The sequence below is a fragment of the Nonomuraea sp. NPDC001636 genome (assembly GCF_040298265.1).
Taxonomy (GTDB): Bacteria; Actinomycetota; Actinomycetes; order Streptosporangiales; family Streptosporangiaceae; genus Nonomuraea.
Map to the genome: position 1 here is coordinate 169,689 of NZ_JBEOZT010000013.1, position 16,633 is coordinate 186,321.

At 72.9% G+C, this 16,633-nt stretch carries 14 protein-coding genes; 5 read left to right on the top strand and 9 right to left on the bottom strand.

Translation table 11 applies throughout. The annotated features are described in order from the left end of the window. The first annotated feature begins 431 nt into the window (after positions 1-431). From ABT158_RS24660 to ABT158_RS24670, 3 genes are read left to right on the top strand one after another with little or no spacing between them, the layout of a single operon-like run. A complete protein-coding gene (locus ABT158_RS24660; RefSeq protein WP_352320310.1) occupies positions 432-668 on the top strand; it encodes a hypothetical protein in 237 nt (78 codons plus the stop codon). Beyond that, on the top strand, positions 665-2,731 hold the full coding sequence (locus tag ABT158_RS24665; RefSeq protein WP_352357066.1) for a hypothetical protein: 2,067 nt from the start codon (positions 665-667) through the stop codon (positions 2,729-2,731). The genes ABT158_RS24660 and ABT158_RS24665 overlap by 4 nt, the downstream gene beginning before the upstream one ends. Next, entirely contained in the window at positions 2,728-3,267 is a 540-nt protein-coding gene (locus ABT158_RS24670; RefSeq protein ID WP_352357068.1) for a hypothetical protein, read from the top strand. Before ABT158_RS24665 ends, ABT158_RS24670 begins: the two co-directional genes overlap by 4 nt. On the opposite strand, the gene ABT158_RS24675 is transcribed toward ABT158_RS24670, so the two are convergent. Continuing rightward, positions 3,251-4,075, bottom strand: coding sequence for an IclR family transcriptional regulator (locus ABT158_RS24675; protein WP_352357070.1), 825 nt, complete (start codon positions 4,073-4,075; stop codon positions 3,251-3,253). The genes ABT158_RS24670 and ABT158_RS24675 overlap by 17 nt on opposite strands. A gap of 452 nt (positions 4,076-4,527) precedes the next feature. Here ABT158_RS24675 and ABT158_RS24680 point away from each other — a divergent pair, with 452 nt between their 5' ends. Beyond that, positions 4,528-5,349, top strand: a complete 822-nt coding sequence (locus ABT158_RS24680) for a fumarylacetoacetate hydrolase family protein (protein WP_352357072.1) — start codon at positions 4,528-4,530, stop codon at positions 5,347-5,349. Between the two features lie 316 nt (positions 5,350-5,665). On the opposite strand, the gene ABT158_RS24685 is transcribed toward ABT158_RS24680, so the two are convergent. The 3 genes from ABT158_RS24685 to ABT158_RS24695 all read right to left on the bottom strand — a co-directional run bounded on the left by ABT158_RS24685 (position 5,666) and on the right by ABT158_RS24695 (position 8,903). After that, the gene (locus tag ABT158_RS24685) at positions 5,666-7,183 is read right to left on the bottom strand and encodes a heparinase II/III domain-containing protein (protein WP_352357074.1); all 1,518 of its coding nucleotides are present in this window, start codon (positions 7,181-7,183) and stop codon (positions 5,666-5,668) included. A 114-nt stretch (positions 7,184-7,297) separates the two neighbouring features. After that, a complete protein-coding gene (locus ABT158_RS24690) occupies positions 7,298-8,326 on the bottom strand; it encodes a hypothetical protein (protein WP_352357076.1) in 1,029 nt (342 codons plus the stop codon). Further along, the gene (locus tag ABT158_RS24695) at positions 8,319-8,903 is read right to left on the bottom strand and encodes an RNA polymerase sigma factor (RefSeq protein WP_352357078.1); all 585 of its coding nucleotides are present in this window, start codon (positions 8,901-8,903) and stop codon (positions 8,319-8,321) included. The genes ABT158_RS24690 and ABT158_RS24695 overlap by 8 nt, the downstream gene beginning before the upstream one ends. A gap of 113 nt (positions 8,904-9,016) precedes the next feature. Between ABT158_RS24695 and ABT158_RS24700 the strand changes: the two genes are divergently transcribed. Next, positions 9,017-9,181, top strand: a complete 165-nt coding sequence (locus tag ABT158_RS24700) for a hypothetical protein (protein WP_352357080.1) — start codon at positions 9,017-9,019, stop codon at positions 9,179-9,181. A gap of 7 nt (positions 9,182-9,188) precedes the next feature. On the opposite strand, the gene ABT158_RS24705 is transcribed toward ABT158_RS24700, so the two are convergent. From ABT158_RS24705 to ABT158_RS24725, 5 genes are all read right to left on the bottom strand, one after another. Then, entirely contained in the window at positions 9,189-10,139 is a 951-nt protein-coding gene (locus ABT158_RS24705; RefSeq protein WP_352357082.1) for a winged helix DNA-binding domain-containing protein, read from the bottom strand. Between the two features lie 8 nt (positions 10,140-10,147). Then, positions 10,148-12,208: a transglutaminase TgpA family protein gene (locus ABT158_RS24710; RefSeq protein ID WP_352357084.1), complete on the bottom strand. Its 2,061-nt coding sequence runs from the start codon at positions 12,206-12,208 to the stop codon at positions 10,148-10,150. 152 nt (positions 12,209-12,360) lie between these two features. Further along, entirely contained in the window at positions 12,361-13,461 is a 1,101-nt protein-coding gene (locus ABT158_RS24715) for a DUF58 domain-containing protein (protein WP_352357086.1), read from the bottom strand. Next, positions 13,462-14,460: an AAA family ATPase gene (locus ABT158_RS24720; protein WP_352357088.1), complete on the bottom strand. Its 999-nt coding sequence runs from the start codon at positions 14,458-14,460 to the stop codon at positions 13,462-13,464. Between the two features lie 13 nt (positions 14,461-14,473). Further along, positions 14,474-16,609: a fibronectin type III domain-containing protein gene (locus ABT158_RS24725; protein WP_352357090.1), complete on the bottom strand. Its 2,136-nt coding sequence runs from the start codon at positions 16,607-16,609 to the stop codon at positions 14,474-14,476. Between the last annotated feature and the right edge of the window lie 24 nt (positions 16,610-16,633).

Sequence of the window (16,633 nt, forward strand, 5' to 3'; positions counted from 1 at the left end):
GCCGCCCACACCCGCGGCTCGGCGGCTGAGCGGGCGGCGGGCCCCTCACCGCAGCCTTCACCACTCTCCCACCCAGCCTCGCCACCAGCCCTTCCACACGACACCCCACCCGCCACCCAACCCAACCCAACCTTCGGCCCCTCACCCGCCGCTACCTCCAGCCACCCTCACCCTCGGCACTCACCCTCACGCCCCAGCGCTCACCTCCCCTCACCTGACACTGCCCCGAGGGTTCCCCCTTCCCTCCCATTCATCAAACACAACGAAATAACGCGTTCAGCCTATTTATCACCACAAACCCTCGCCCAATTCATCAGCCAAGAGCCGAATTACACGAGGACCCCTTTTCCATTTCACCAGCGCCGACGCGGCGGGCTAATATGCCATCGACCACCCCTCCCCCGCCCCCCAAAGCGCAACGAAATCGGGTGATGATGGCGACGCAGCACGAAATAACCGCCGCCCGGCGTCACATCGAACGACTGCGCGACGAACACGCCAACGACCTGACCGCCCTGATCCGCCTGGTGGACGGCGGCGCGCTCAAGGGCCCCGCCGGCGACAGCCTCGCCGCCGACCTGCGCACCTGGGACCACGGCTTCAAGGACCTGTTCACCCGGGCACTGAGGCTGCTCGACACGCTGCACCCGTCCGAGCCCGCCTCATGACCCCTCCCGTGGGCATCGACCCCGCCCTGATGACCCAGCTCATCAACGGCATGAAACGAGCAAGCAGCACAATTCCCGACATCGGCCTCCAAGTCGAACGAGCCCTCACCCCACTCGGCCTATCCCTGTGGGGACCGGCCCAGCTGTCGACCATCGGCCGCCAGCTGCACGACCAGATCCCCACACTGCAGGGCCGTCTCGACCTCATCCTCGCCACCCCAGACCGGCGCCCCGGCGAGGACGGCGTCCTCTGGGCCGACGAATCCCCATGGCTGTCGAAATCCCCCTCCGAAGGCGCGACCGCGGCCACCGCCCTCGCCGCGCGACTCCGTGCACGAATCGCATCCCATTCACTCGACGCGGAATCCGTCGCCGAACTCGAACGTCACAAGAACGACCCGTTCTTCGCCGTGGCCTTTCTCACCCTGATACCGCCGCGCGAACTCAAAGCACTCATCGCCCGCGCGTACTCCTACGACCTTCCGCCCGGTGACCGCCCCCTCCTCTACGACACGGCCACCCAGGACCGGCTCCTCACCATGCTCAGCACCCTGCTCGGCACCGCCTCCCACGGCGTCGGCCGGACGCGCCTGGCCGCCGACTACGCCGACCGCCTGATCGAGGACATCGACCACCCCCAGGACGCGTTCGCCGTCAAAAGGCTCCTCCAGGACGGCGACTTCGACCACACCTTCCTGCTCACCCTGGTCCGCAAGCTGCACGACCAGGACCTCGCCCATCCCCCCGACCTGTCCCTCCCCCGAGACCCCTGGGCGCTCCCCGGCCCCAGAGACGTCTCCCCCGGCGACCTCAGCCCCATGGGCACCGCCCTGATCGCCCTGGCCCACCACCCCGCCGTGGCCCAGGACTTCTTCACCGACCCCGCCCGCAAACCCCTCGCCTACCTGATGCGCACCCACCGCTGGCTCGGCGACGCCGACGCCGACCTCGGCTGGGCCATCCAGGCCGCCACCACGGAGTTCCGCGACCACGACCTGCCACCGGGCGGATCACGCGGCTACAAGTCCGCCCTGATCGCCTCCTGGGCGGTCCGCTTCTGGAGCGACCCCAAGGTCCAGACCAACCTCCCCTCCACCCGCCCCCACCTCAGCACAGTCCTCAGCCAGTACATCGGCGACGTGCACCGCGACGCCCAGTCGTTCACCGACAAGAGGCCCGGAGTGGAGACAAGCGCCAACGCGGACAAGAACCTCCTCGGCGGCGACCCCTACGGCGCCAAGTTCAACGCCAAGGACATGAGGCAGGCCATGGCCTGGGCGTTCGAGGACGACGACGCCTTCCGGAAGGTGACCGCCGCGCACGGCCTGCACGCCGCCCGGATGCTGGACGAACTGGCAGCCAAGATCGAATCGGAGGTCGAGGCCGATGTCACGGCCTGGCGCCAGTCGCACCCCGGCGCCACGCGGCAGCAACTGGACGCCGCACGGCAGGACATCCTCGAGGAGCGGATGAGCCGGAGTGGAGGCGCGGAGTTCGCCCGAGCGGCACGCGGCCTCAGCGTGACGACCTGGATGATCATCGATGCGGCCAACATCTCCGGCATCGAGAAGGCGAAAGCGGAAGACGCCCGTTTCTCCGCGTTCAGGGAGATGACGGAGGCGGTCGTCGGGCTTGCCCCCGGCCCTCCCGGCAAGTTCATCGGACTGCTGGTCGACACGGCCAAGGGAGAGCTCTTCGGCAAGATCAAGCCCGGCCGGGAGGAACAGGCCCGCATCAACGCCGACGATGCGCTGGGGGCCGCCAAGCACATGTTCTCGGACCTGACCGCGGCCACCATGATGCGCCACGGCTTGTTCGGGGACGGTTCCGTACCGGCCAGGACGCACCCGTACCGTCACAAGGACTTCTCGCCGGGGGCTGCCGGACACTTCCTGGTCAATGGAGAGATCAAACCTTGGGACGAGATGAACGCGGACCAGCGGGAGTCCTACGACGAGTGGCTGCATCTCAACGAGACCGGCCGCGTGTTCGACCGCCCGGACGCGGCCATCGAGATCGGCTTCGATAAAGCCACGGATTACCATGCCGGAAGTGGATCATGAAGGTCAATCCAGCGATTGCCCTTACGACGCTCATTCTGGTGGGATGCTCCTCGGTTCCGCCTCCGGATACCAGACTGCTCGGAAACGTCACCGCCGCTCCACACGAATGCGACTTGATCTCCGCCAACTCCATCATGGTCGCGACCGGCCTCCACGAATATCGCGCATTCGGCACGAAGATGGATGGGGGCCGCAAGTTCGAGTCATGCACGGTGACCGAGAAGCCTGATGCGGAACACAACCGAGGTCTGCTGATCGAAGTGTTCGATCCGTCGCCGGATGATGCGGAGGATCTGGAGAACACGAGACGATCCACCGCTGGAACCGATCTTCCTGGTGGTCTCGGGCCGGGTTTCGCTGCTCGGCGGAAGAATGGTCAGGGGCAGAGCATTGCGTTTGTTTACGGGTGGACGTCTGACTACAGGCGGCTGCTTACCGTGAACATCATCGAGGGGGCGCCGGGGAGGGATTCGTTGGCGGATGCGGTGGAGTTTTTTCGGCAGCTCAAGCCGTTGCTGCTCACGTCGTCCCGTTAGTCGGTTGCCTTGTGGTGATCGAAGCATGTGGGCGGGTGTCCAGGGCCTCCGGCGGGTCAGGTGGGAAGTTGGTGAGGTGGGGTTCGGCCTCGGTGATGGATTGGCGGAGGTCGGTCAGGAGGGACGGGAGGCGGTCGGGGGTGTAGCGGGCCGAGGGGATCGAGATGGACAGGGCTCCCACGGGGGTGCCGCGGCCGTTGCGTAGCGCCGCTCCGATCGCCGAGACGCCCTGCTCCGTGTCGTCGAGGTTGAGGGCGTAGCCGCGGGGGCGGATCTCGTCGAGTTCGCGGAGCAGGGACGCGCGTTCCTGGTCGGGCAGGTCCTGGTAGAGGTGGGCGAGCTGGTCGCGGGGCAGTGAGGACAGCAGGACCTTGCCGCCGGAGGCGCGGTGGGCGGGCAGGATGGTGCCGCGGCGGTCGCCGACGTACAGGATCTGCGGGGACTCGATGCTGTCCAGGAAGCGTACTTCGGTGCCCATTCTGACCATGAGGTTCACGGTCTCCCGGACGCGGGCGCACAGGGCCTCCATGGCGGGCCGGACGTGCGCGCGCAGCTCGCGCAGGGACGAGCCGCCGCCGTCGCCCGCCGCCGGGCCGAGGAAGGGGCCCGGCAGGTAGGTGTGGTGCTCGTCCTGGACGGCGAAGTCGCGATAGACCAGCATCGCCAGCAGGCGGTGCGCGGTCGAGCGGGCGATGCCGAGTTCCTTGGCGACGTCGGTGACCTTGAGACGTCCTTGGTCACGCAGCATGTGGAGGAGAAGCAGCGCGTTGTCGACCGAGCCCAGGGGGTACGCGGGCTTGTTCTTCACAGCAGAACGCTAGTGCAGTACGCGGGATTACTCCCTAGCGTTGGGCAGCATGAATCCCGATGAGACGTTGTATGTGGACGTCGCTGTCGTGCATCTGTCCTGTTCTGGGCGCAGGTCGGCGACTTGATGCCCGTACGTCCTCGGTTCAGGGCACGGGTGCAGGGAAGACGCTTCGTCCGACGGGGCAACGGGCGGTCCAGCGGGCGGGTGAGGTGCGTCCGGTGGGTGGGGGTGGCGAGCGGCGGGCCGTCGTGCCGGCCGCTCCGATCTGGACCGTACGCCGGGTGTCGCCCCGGCTCTCTGGGCGGGCATCCAGTGCCTGGGGCTGCTGTTGCCTGAGCGCCGCCGCAGCCGGAACGCGGTTGGTTCAGGCGCGCGCGCCCGGTTCGAAATTGTTCTGGTTCTCCGACACGCCCTTTTGAGGGCCTGCACCAGTATCGAGAGGAGCTCGAGTGAAGCTCGCGACGCTGCGACTGCCGCGCCGTACGGCCGCCGTCCGGATCGACGGGGAGCACGCCGTTGAGGTCGGGGCGCCCGACGTCGGGATGTTGCTGGCCGATCCGCGCTGGCGGGAGGTGGCCGCCGCGGCGGACGGGGCGCGGCATCCGCTGTCCACGGCCGACCTGGCGCCCGTGGTGCCGGTGCCAGGGAAGATCATCTGTGTCGGGCTCAACTACCGCGATCACATCCTGGAGATGGGACGGGAGTTGCCGCGGTACCCGACGGTGTTCGCGAAGTTCGCCGAGGCGCTGATCGGGCCGTACGACGACATCGAGCTGCCCGCGGTGTCGGATTCCATGGACTGGGAGGGTGAGCTGGCCGTGATCGTCGGGGCGGAGGTGCGCGGCGCCTCGCGTGCGGAGGCCGAGGCGGCCATCGCCGGGTATTCGGTGCTCAACGACGTGACGGCCAGGGACTACCAGAACCGTACGGCGCAGTGGCTGCAGGGCAAGACGTTCGAGGGGACGACGCCGTTCGGGCCCTTCCTCGTCACGCCGGACGAGATCAGCGGGGCGATGACCCTGGAGTGCGAGGTGGACGGGGAGGTCGTGCAGCAGGCGGACACGGCCGGCCTGGTGTTCCCGCCGGGTGAGCTGATCGCGTACCTGTCGCAGATTCTCACGTTGCGGCCGGGCGACGTCATCGCGACCGGCACGCCCGGGGGCGTGGGGCATGCCCGGAAGCCGCCCCGGTATCTGATGGACGGGAGCAAGGTGGTCACCCGGATCGCGGGGGTCGGCGAGCTGGTGAACACGGCTCGCCGCCTGGCCTGACACGGCCTCGCTGAACGCCGGGCGACGTACTTCCTGGACCGCCCCGGGGCCGACCTGGTCTCGCTGGGTGCCGCGACGACCTACTTCGCTGGTTGCATGGGCAGCCGACCTCGACCGTCTCTCGGTGCTGCCGGGGTGCGCGGGGGTGCGGCAGGGGCCCGAGAGACGGTGTGCAGGGGGCGGTCCCGGCCGACGGGGGCAGTGGCGGTCTTGGTGAACCGAGGTTGCGGGCAGGGCACGGGTGATGATCCCGGCAATCGAGCTACCGCCCGCACCTAGCGGGGCTGGCTGTCTGACTGTGTGCACGGGTTGCGGGTCACGGCGAAGGGGGCCATGGCAGGGGGAGGTGGGGGGTGGTGGCTGGGGTGTCGGTGCCGGGGAGGATCACGGTCAGTACCTCGGGTGCGTTTCCTGACGTGACCGTCACCGACTCCTCCGTGCGCAGGTAGCCGGTGGAGACCATGGTGGTCCCCACCTCCATGCCTGTCGCGGGCCGCTGGAGCAGTGTGACGCGCCAGTCGCCGTCGCCGAGGACCACGGCGTCCGTCCGCCGTTCGACCAGTCGCAGGGCGGGGTCGAAGTGCCACAGGCTGCGGAGCGTCCCGGACGGCACCGAGTCGCGTACGGCCATCACGTCCTCGCCGTGCCCGACCACTACGCGGCGGGTCCTGGTCACGCCGTAGGCGTCGTCGGCCAGCTCGAACTCCTGGCGTCCGGGGGCGAGATCGGCGTGCACCAGGCGGGTGGCCGTGCCGGGACGGAACTCCCCGTCCGGGACGGGCACGTTGTGGGCCTGCGGGGTACGGGTCCAGGCCGCGTACTCGGTCCGTTCGTAGGAGTGGAACCCGGCCTCGACCAGGATGCGGCGGCCCTGGGCGCTGTAGGTGACGCCGAGGTGGTCCTCGTGGCCGTGCAGACGGCGGCCGGGGCCGAACCTGATCGAGTAGTGGGCCGAGCGCGGGTCGTCCCAGGCGGTCCTGCCGAAGACGTATCCGGCGTCGAAGACGCGTACGAGGGGGCCCTCGTGGGGGAAGCCGGGGGCGCGGGTGTCGGCCGGGCTGTCGCCGATGGGGGTCAGGCGGCCGTCGGGCTGGGTGGCGTGCGCGATGTAGCCCTCCAGGGCGGTCCGGCGGGCGGCGAGGCGGGCCGGGGGCTCGGCGCCGCTCTCGCTGATCGCGCGCAGGGCCACGCCGAGGCGGCGGTGCACGTACAGGCCGTAGCGGGGGGCCTGTTCGTGCAGCACGCCCTGGGCGTCAATGGCCAGTTCGGCGGATCCGGTCATCCGGCGTACGGCCAGGTCGCGCCACTTGGCGCGACCGAGGCGGCAGCCGATGAGCAACAGCCCGATGTCCTGGTCCAGCCCGTGGTTGTGGCCCGCGCGGTAGAGCGCGGGGTCGGCCAGGACCTCGCCGTGCTCGGCCAGGCTCGCCCACAGCTGCGGGGTGCGCACGTGCTCGCTCAGGCAGACCAGCACGGGCGCGCGCAGGGCGACGGCGTGCTCGGCCCACGCCCACGGGCTCAGCTCGTGGCCGCCGCGCGGGTTCCGGCTGATCCACTGCGCGGTCACGTCGGCGGCGCGCTCCAGGCAGGCCCGCTCGCCCGTGCGCTCGTACGCGGCGACCAGCCGGCCCGCCCAGCGCAGCGTGTGCAGGTTCAGCGCCCAGGAGCGGTTGCCGTACGGGTCGCCGGTCCAGTCGATCTCCGTGCCGAGGTCGGCGGGCGGCAGGCCGGCGAAGCGGACCCGTCCGTCCATCACCTCCGCGACGTCGGCGGCGGGGAACTGGTCGCTCAGGCAGATGGCCCTGCCGGTGGTCGTGCGGGCACGCCAGAACACGTCGCGGCTCCTGTTTCGGGGCGCGCTGAACTCGCCGCGCGGCGGTCACGCGCCTGCCGGGGTGGGGTCAGTGCAGGTGGGGGTGGGGCGGGAGAATGCGGGGCGGGGCGGGGGTCAGTGCAGGTCGGGGGCCTGGTCGGTCCAGCCTGCCGTGAGGACGATCTGCGAGCCGCCGGTCCCGCCCGCGTCGGCGCCGGCGAGGACCTGGGAGGTGGCCGGATCGATGATCAACGTACGCCGGACGCCGGTGGGGAGCGGATAGCTGAACCCCTCCCCGGGACGGCCCAGGGGATCGGCCCGACCGCCCAGGTAGCGGACGTCGGGCAGGTCGGCCAGCGCCCGGTAGGCGGCGGCGCGTACGGCGGGGGGTGACGGCTTGCTCCACAGCAGGCCGCTGAGCGCGTCGGCGAGCAGGCCCGCCGAACCGGCGGGCAACATCGCGGCCACCCGCTCCTTGAGCGCCGCGGGGTCGGCGGGCAGCTCCTGGATCTGGCGGAACGTCAGGTCGCGGCCCGCCATGGTGAACGGCGCCCGGCCCGTCACCGGGACGACCCGCCCACGCCCCGCACAGCTCCCCTCATAGGCCGGCCCCGAGAGGGGCGCTGGGGTGGTGACGCGGCCCGGGTGCGACGCGGAGGCGGCAGGGGTGGAGGTGGGAGCCGCAGGGCTGGGGGTGGAGTTGGGAGCGGCGGGGGCCAGGGTGGAGGTGATGGTGAGGGCGGAGTTGGCGGCCGGGGTGGAGGTGCAGGTCCAGGCTCGGCCGTCTCTGGTGGCCCAGAGCTCGGTGAGGCGGTCGCCGTCGTGCAGCCGGCTGATGTGCCAGTAGGCCGCCTGCTGCCCGGAGGCCGCCGTACTGGCCGCCGCGAGCAGGATCGAACGGCCCGGCACGGCGGACGGCGTCCCTCTGACCAGCATGAGGGCCACGGCGAGGGCGGTGGCCGTCGCTAGGGAGAGCGCCGACAGCCGCGTCAGGCGCCGGCGGCGGCGCGCGGCCGTCACCCGCCGCCACACCCTGGCCTGGGCGTAGGGGGCGGGCGCCGGATGCCCGTACAGGTCGCGGACGGCCCGCAGGTCGTCACCACCGGGCCGCGGGTCGGGAGCGGGTCGGGGCTGCTCCGGGGCAGGGGGGCGGGGGTCAGCCATGGGTGGTCTCCAGGACGTGCGTGCCGAGCAGGCCGCGCAGTTTCTTGCGGGCCCGGCTGAGCCGCGACCCGACGGTCCCGTACGGGATGCCGAGGACGGTGGCGATCTCGTCGTGGCTCAGCCCGGCGAGCGCGACGAGCAGCAGCACGTCGCGGTCGCGCCGGTCCAGCTCGGCCAGGGCGGCGGCCAGGTTGGGGCGCAGGCTCTGGGCGCTGACCCGCAGGGCGACGGCCTCCTCGTGGCCGGGCGCGTCGCCGTCGGGGCCGCAGCGGCCGAGCGCCCGCAGCGTGCGGGCCTCCAGCCGGCGCTGCTTGCCGATGAGGTTCGTGGCGATGCCGTAGAGCCAGGCGCGCACGCCCGCCCTCGACGGGTCGTAGTGCGCGCGCTTGCGGAAGGCGGTCAGGAAGGTCTCGGCGACGATGTCCTCGGCGTGGTCGGGGCCGAGCCGCTGGGCGACGTAGGCGTGGATCTCGCCGAAGTACCGGTCGAACACCTCCTCGAAGCGCTCGTCGAGCGTGCGCTCGCCGGGCGCGCGGGCGGCCCACGGCACCGCCGTCGCGATGGTCTCCCCCGTCATGTCCAGCCTCCGTGCGTCAAGTGGTTCTTCTCTTATCACCCGATGCGCCGGATTGCTTTCACGACAATTCACTCTCAACGGTCACATGCCTTTCTTCCGGGTAGGCGGATGGCATGAGGAGCTGGTCGGGGTGGATCGGCCCGGCGGGCGTGGTGCTGCCGGTCGAGGACGGGTTCGCGGTGTCCTCGCCGCAGGTGGGCGGGTCGTGGCGGCACGCGCGGGCGCTGGTGGAGGCGAGCGCGCCTCGTCAGGACGTCCCCCGGGAAGAGCGCGGCTAGGAGGCGGTCAGCGGCCGCTGAGGAAGCGGTGAACGTCCTCGATCTCCGCCCGGACCAGTTCCTCGGGCAGCTCGCCGAACGGCTGCACGCTCACCTGCGTGCCCTTCCTGGACCACACGCCCGCGACCGTCCCCGCGGACAGCACGACCGGGCGCAGGACGCCGCCGCCGGGGAACACCTTGGCGGCGTGCTCGGGGGCCAGGACGCCGTCCCGGCCGCGCCAGCCCATCAGGTACTCGTCGAAGGCGGGCGCGAGGCGCAGCACGGGCTCGCCGGGCTCGGGCGGGTCCTGGGCGGCGCCGGCCCGCCAGGCGGCGCGGGCCTCGCCGAGCGGCAGGCCGGACCAGGCGGCCAGGTCCTCGGGGGTGGCCGGGTGGTGGGCGCGGCGGTAACGCACGGCCAGCTCCTTCAGCGCCTTCCCGCGGTCGGGCTCGGGCACGACGGGCGCGCCGAGCCAGTCGCCCGCGTGCACGTACGTCGGCTTGCCCGCCCTGGACGGGCCGAGCACCGCCAGGCCGTGATGGGCGGCCAGCGCCATCAGGTGCACGACGCCCTGGCCGCGGGCCCGTCCGGCGAGGCGTTCCGTCAGCTCGGCCTTGGTCAGCGGGCCCTGATCGGCGAGCGCGTTCACGGCGAGCGGGAGCAGGTCGTCGCCCGTGACGCCCTCCTGCCGCAGGCGGCGCAGGGCCGCGGTGTCGCTGCTGGTGAGGGCGTGGATCCAGGGGAGGTCGTCGGCGTGCACGAAGTGCAGCGTGCCGCGCGGGCCCCACGTCCTGACGATCTCGCGGGCCTGCCAGGCGGCCTCGATGCCGGACGGTGTGAGGGTGGCCGAGCGGGCACGGAAGGCGAGCAGGGCGGAGGGCACGTCCTGGGCCTGGATCGCGGTCAGGTGCCGGACGACGTCGGCCGCGGTGAGGCCGGGCGGGCGGTGCAGGAGCTGGGCCTCGACGCTTCTCATGGACGGGATCATCGCAGGAGCAGGCGGTCGCGCAGGCGGGTGGGGAGGGGGGTGCGCGAGCGGGCGGCGCGGCGGACGGCGTCGCTGCTGTCCCATGCGCGGGCGGCGTCGGCGTCGGTGACGTCGTCGGGGGCGTACCGGACGAAGTTCGAAATTTCGGCCAACGGCCTGAGATGGGCGGTGATGTCGGGCGGCTGGCCGGTCAGGACGTCCTCGGCGGTCAGCGTCCGCCGGCCGCCCAGCCGCAGGTCGTCGCAGGTCTGCCGCCAGGCGCCGAGCACCCGGTCGCCGGGCGCCCCGCCGCGTCTCCTGGACCGCCTGCGCCACCAGGGCAGCACGGCGGCCGTCACCGCGTACGCCACCAGCAGGCCCCCGCCCACGGCGGCGGCGAGCACCCACGGCGACGGCCCGCCGCCGGGCCGCGCGCCCTGTTCCCCGGCCTTCGGCTTGGCCGTGCCGGACCGGTCGCCGCCCCCGCGCGCGAACTCGCCCTCCAGCTGCTCGCTCTCCTTGATCGCCGAGGAGACGACGTCGTGGTCGTCCTTGGCGCCGCTGCGGCCGGGCGTGGGGTAGAACGGCCGCCAGCCCAGCCGTTCGAACTTGATCTCCGCCCACGCCATGACGTACCCCGACCTGACGTGGTAGACGCCCCCGGACGCCTGTCCCGGCCGGAAGCCCACCACCACCCGCGACGGCAGCCCGAGCGTCCTGGCCATGAGCGCGAACGTCGCCGCGAACTGCTCCGACGTGCCCCGGTGCGTGGTCCGCAGGAAGAACTCCAGGCCCTTGAGCGAGTGGCCGGGCGGCGCGGTGACGTCGTAGGAGGCGCTGGTGCGCAGGTAGCTCTGCAGCCGGTACGCCTGCTTGATCGGCGCGTCCGCGCCCTTGGTCGCCTGCTGCGCGAGCTCGCGGAACAGCTTCTCCTGCGGTCCGGGCGGGAACGCGGTCAGCGCGGCGTCGTCGTGCGCGGGGGTGGCCGCCAGCAGGTCCTCCTTGGACGGCTCCGGCACCCTGGACGTCACCTCGTAGGCGAAGCCCTTGCCGGGACGCCTGTCGCTTCCCGCGGCGGGGTCGGCCAGCAGGGCGCCGCTCTGCGGGTCGGCGGCCAGCCCGGGGACGCCGTCGACCTCGACCGGCCGTTCGGCGGCGGGCAGCCACGTCCCCGGCAGCCCGGCGAAGGTCACCCGCTGCCGGACGACGTTCGCGGCTCCCGTCCACTCCCCCTCGGGGATCCGGCCGCCCGTGGGACGGAAGCGGGCCCCGGACGTCCAGCGCACGCCGTCGTAGCGGTCGAGCACGGCCAGCCGCCAGTTGAGCGGCTTGTCCGCCTTGACGGTGAACAGCTCCCTGTCGGGGATCTGCAACCAGCCCGACACGCGGTCGAGCGGGCTCACGCTGTCCACCCGCCGGGGCGGCGGCAGTTCGGCGTCCTGCCTCGGGTCGTACGGCTGCGCCGCCACGGGCAGCAGCGGCCCCACCACCAGCGCCAGCGCGGCCAGGACGGCGGCCGCGGGCGGGCCGCCGAGCAGCCAGAGCGGCGAGCGGTCGTCGCGGACCAGGGCGAGGGCGGCGACGAGCACGAACAGGGCGGCGGCGACCGGCAGGTTCGAGCCCTCGCCGTCCACGCCGAGCAGCAGCGCGGCGGCGAACACCGCCAGGGCGGGGACGGCGGCGGCGATCCTGGTTCGGGTGCGGGTGAAGGTCTCGGCGCCGATGACGGCCGCGGCCCAGACGAGCGTGTGCACGAGGACGAGCAGGCGCGGCTCGGGCTGGGCGGGGAGCAGCGTGGTGAGCAGCGCGTGCCAGGCGTCGGCCACGTCGGCGAGCACGCCGGGGGCCAGGCCGTGGTAGAGCGGGATCGTCCCGGCGAGCCAGGCGACGAGGTCGAGCGCGAGCGCGAGCCACAGGGGCCGCCGCGCGGTGAGCGCCGCCACCAGGACGGGGGCGACGGCGGCGGGCCCGATCGCGAGCAGGAGCTCCGTGCCGGGGAAGACCCGGTGGAACCCCCACCCGGCGACCCCCGCCACGGCCGCCACCACCACCAGCCCGACGCCTCCCCGCCACCCCACCCCGAACGCGAGCGCAGAAGGGACAGAAGCGGGCGCAGGAGAAACAGGGGCGGTCGCGGGAGAAACCGAAGCGGGCGCGGGCCCGACAGGCGCGGGAGGAACGGGAGCGGGCGTGGGAGGGCCGGAGGCGGGTGCGGGGGGTTCTGGGCGGGTCATCGGGGGGTCCAGGCGAAGGGGAGGGCGGCCAGGTCGGTGAGGGGGATGACCGTGACGCCGGGCACGCTCACCGGCCCCGGTCCGGTGTGCACGCAGATCACCCGGTCGAAGCGCCGCCGGACCCCCGCCGCCCGTCCCGCCTCGGCCGCGTCACCGGTGACCAGCACCAGCGACCCGCCGCCGCGCGCCACCCGCATGATCTCCCCCACGCCCGCCGAGCCCGGCCGCGCCAGGGCGAGCCGGTCGAGGATCGCGTCGGGGTCGGCGTCGGCCTTGGCGTCGGCCGCCGCCCGCTCGCCGGCCAGCACCCGCACCGGGAACCCGGCGCGGGCGGCCGCCACCGCCACGGACGCCGCCGCGTCGACGGCCAGTTCGGTCAGCTCCCGCGTGTCCAGGACGACGGTCGTGGTGGGCAGGCTCGCGTCGATGAGCTGGCGCACCATCAGCGTGCCGGTCCTGGCGCTGGAGCGCCAGTGGACGTGCCGCAGGTCGTCGCCCACGACGTACTCGCGCAGGGTGTGGAAGGTGACGGTGCCGCTGGGGGCGTTGTCGCTGGTGGGCCCCTCCAGGTGGTGGGCCCGGCCGGACGGCGGCACGGACAGCGCGACGGTGCGCGGGCGGACCAGGAGGGTGACGGCGTCGCCGTACCGTCGCACCCGGCGCGTGAGGCCGAACGGGTCGGCCCGGACCAGCAGCAACGGCCCGACCGGGATCTCGCCGCGCACATCGGTGGGCAGCGGGTAGGAGACGGTGCGCGCGGCGTTCCTGGGCAGCCGCGGCAGGCCGATCAGGTGCTCCGACGCCCCGACGCGGTCCTGGACGCGCAGCCCCGACAGTCCGCGCCGGCCCCGGTTGACCACGTTCAGCACCGCGACCGCCGCCTCGCCCCTCGGCACCTTGAGCGGCGTCACCTCGCGCCGCACCTCCAGGTCGGGCGCGGGGGCCGTCCAGGCGAGGGCGGCGGCCAGGGCGAGCACGCCGCCGGTGGCCAGCACGACCGGCTCGGGGTAGCCGAGGGCGAACCCCGCCGCGTAGAGCGCCGCCGAGCCCGCGAGCGTGGCCCACCCGAGCGGGGTGAACAGGGCCGTGAGCCGCATCTACGCCGCCTGCGGCACCGGCATCCCGGCGATGATCTCGCCGAGCGCGGACGCCGCGCCGATCTCGCGCAGCTCGGCCTCCGGCGTGACGATCAGCCGGTGCGCCAGCACCGGGACGGCCAGCGCCTTGACGTCCTCGGGCACCACGTAGTGCCGCCCGGCGGCGGCCGCCCTGACCCGGGCGGCGCGCAGCAGCGCGAGGCTCCCCCGAGGGCTCGCGCCCAGCCGCAGGTGCGGGCTGGTACGGGTGGCCGCGCACAGCCCGACGATGTAGTCGTAGACCGGGTCGGCCACGTGGATCCGGGAGGCGAAGTCGATCATCCCGGCCACGTCCGTCGCCCGCGCCACCACCGGCAGCCGCTCGACCTGCGGCCCGGTCGGGCCGCCCTTGAGCACCTCGACCTCCGAGACGTGGTCGGGGTAGCCGACGGAGATCTTCATCAGGAACCGGTCGAGCTGCGCCTCGGGCAGCGGGTACGTGCCGTCCATGTCCACCGGGTTCTGCGTGGCCACCACCAGGAACGGCCGCGGCACGGGGTGCGGTTCGGCGTCCACGGTGACCCGGCGCTCCTCCATGACCTCCAGCAGGGCCGACTGGGTCTTGGGCGAGGCCCGGTTGATCTCGTCGGCGAGCACGATGTTGGCGAACACCGGGCCCTGGTGGAACTCGAACTTCTGGTGCGCCTGGTTGAAGATCGACACGCCGGTGATGTCGCTCGGCAGCAGGTCGGGGGTGAACTGGATGCGCCGCCACTCGGCGTCCACGCTGGCCGCGACCGAGCGGGCCAGGGTGGTCTTGCCGGTGCCCGGGACGTCCTCGATGAGCAGGTGGCCCTCGGCGAACAGGCAGATCAGGGCCAGTTCGACGGCCTCGTGCTTGCCGCGGACGACGCGTTCGATGTTGCCGGCCAGGAGCTGGAACCGCTGCGCGAACTGGCCGGCCAGGGCGGCGGGCTGCTGGGCCTGGGCCATCTGGTCCGGGTAGTTGTACTGGGTCAACCGGTCCCCCTCCTCAGTCGGTGCACTCGAAGAGCGGCGGCGCCGGGAACGAGCCGCGGGGCGTGGTCATCAGCGTCTCGCTCAGGTAGGCCACGCCGCCGTTCCACTCGATCCGGTTCCAGACGTCGCTGGTCTCCTTGCTCTCGTCCTCCGTGACGCTCTGGCCCTTGACCTGGCAGATGACGGTGAGCGAGAGGTACTGACCCTTCGGGATGCGGCCCGCCTCGCCGGTCTTGGTCGCGGCGGGGCGGACCAGCGTGTCCACCACGTTGTTGTTGGCGTTCTTGTACTGCTGCCTCGGGTAGGTCAGGTCCACCTCGGCGGTGGCGACGTCCGGGCTCTCCCCCGCCTGGTTCGTGGCCTTGAGCTTGAAGGCGTACTTCGCGTTGTTCTTCAGCCCGTCCACGCTGAACGACGTCCCCTTGATCGCGTCGTTCGCGGCCGCGCCGCTGAGCTGGTAGGTGATGCTCGGGTCGCCGTTCTCGGGGGCGCTCCAGGTCAGCTCGGCGCCCCGGTTCCTGGGCCGGGCGGCGAAGTTCGACGGCGCCCCGGGCGCCACGCAGGGCCTGGCCCCCGCGCTCTGCTCCGACTCCACCTCCCCGCCCGGCCAGTGGGCGACGACGACGAAGGTGTACTCCCGGGCGCAGTCGCCGCCGGTGAACTCGAACTGGAAGGGCCCGTCGGCGTCCACCGACTGCGGCTCCGGCCGTCCCTCGCCGGACGCCTTGAGCGTGTAGCGCTCGACCTTGCCGCCGGTGGACGGGCTGAAGGTGACGGTCACCCGGCCGGGGCCCGACCGCGCGGTCACCGCGCCGGGCGCGCCGGGCGCGGCGGTGGGCGTCGGAGTCGGCGTCGGGGACGGGGTGGTCGCAGGGGTCGGCGTGGCCGTCCTGTCCGGGTGGCGGGGCCGCTCGGTCTGCTTCGTCCTGGTCGGGTCGGGTTCGCTGGTCTCGGGCGGATCGTCCGGCGGCGGGTCGGGGATCGTGGGGTCGGGGCGCGGGGTCTGCTTGGGCTTGGGGGTGTTGGTCGGCCCCGGTACGTCGGAGTCGTCCTTGTCCACGTCGTGCTTGCGGCCCTCGGGGTCGATGACCAGGGCCTTGTCGCCGTTCTCGTCGTTGGCCCAGAGCAGGCCGTCCTTGACGAACACGTCCACCGGGCCCGGCCCGTCCGCCACCTGGAGGGTGGTGGGCCGCCCGCCGGCGGCGCTGTCCCAGACGATCAGCGCGCCCCGGCTCTTGTCCGGTACGTACACCTTCGACCCGAGCACCTGCGGCACCCCGAGCCCGGCGGGGTCGCCGGTCGCGAACCTGGTGCTGAGCACGGCGTTGGAGGAGGTGTCGAGCACGACGAGCAGCCCGGAGCCGCCCGGCGTCAGCACCGGGACGAGCGGGCCCTCGGTCGAGGCCGGGGTGAGCACGCCGCCCTTGGCCGCCCGCGCGACCTCCTTGGGCAGGGCGATCTCGCCGACGCCGCCGTCCGCGCCGACGGTGAAGGCGGTGGCGGCCCGCGTGTTGACCACGACGGGCAGGCCGCCGGCGATGGTCACCGCCAGTTCCTCGCCCGGTTCGCCCACCTTGACGGGGGTCGCGGCGACGCCGCCGGACACCGGCACGACCTCGCCCCTGGCGGTCACCGGCACCCACAGCCTGCCGCCGCCGTCGATCCTGGCCGCGCCGAGCGGGCCCGGCAGGGTGACGGGCGCGCCCACGGCGTTCAGCGTGACCGGGTCGATGCGCTGGACGCGGCCCGCCGCCGGAGCGACGGCGTAGGCCGTGCCGCCGGAGACCGCGAGCTGGGTCCCGGCCGCGCCGAGGTCGCGGGTCTGGGTGACGGTGAGCTGGCTGGGCTCGACCCGGCTGACGAAGCCGGTGCGGTCGTCGACGAGCAGCACGTTGGTGCCGTCCTGGACGACGCGCAACTGCCTGCCGGCCTTGTCGTCGAGGTAACCGTCCACCTCGCCCGACAGGCCGTTCACGTGCACGACCCTGCCCTTGGCCTTGGTCCACAGCCACGCGCCGACGTCGGCCAGCTCCGGATTGGCGCTGGAGACGCCCACGCCGAACCACGCCGCCGCGGCCACCAGCAGCACGGCCGCCCCACCGGCCATCAGGGCCGTCGCCCGGTCCCCGCCGAGCACACGGATGGACAACCGTCACTCACCCCGTATGTGCGA

Bases quoted from the DNA above. Each gene is read 5' to 3' on its own strand.
- ABT158_RS24660 (WP_352320310.1), top strand. From the start codon at position 432: ATGATGGCGACGCAGCACGAAATAACCGCCGCCCGGCGTCACATCGAA.
- ABT158_RS24665 (WP_352357066.1), top strand. From the start codon at position 665: ATGACCCCTCCCGTGGGCATCGACCCCGCCCTGATGACCCAGCTCATC.
- ABT158_RS24670 (WP_352357068.1), top strand. From the start codon at position 2,728: ATGAAGGTCAATCCAGCGATTGCCCTTACGACGCTCATTCTGGTGGGA.
- ABT158_RS24690 (WP_352357076.1), bottom strand. From the start codon at position 8,326: ATGGCTGACCCCCGCCCCCCTGCCCCGGAGCAGCCCCGACCCGCTCCC.
- ABT158_RS24695 (WP_352357078.1), bottom strand. From the start codon at position 8,903: ATGACGGGGGAGACCATCGCGACGGCGGTGCCGTGGGCCGCCCGCGCG.
- ABT158_RS24700 (WP_352357080.1), top strand. From the start codon at position 9,017: ATGAGGAGCTGGTCGGGGTGGATCGGCCCGGCGGGCGTGGTGCTGCCG.
- ABT158_RS24705 (WP_352357082.1), bottom strand. From the start codon at position 10,139: ATGAGAAGCGTCGAGGCCCAGCTCCTGCACCGCCCGCCCGGCCTCACC.
- ABT158_RS24715 (WP_352357086.1), bottom strand. From the start codon at position 13,461: ATGCGGCTCACGGCCCTGTTCACCCCGCTCGGGTGGGCCACGCTCGCG.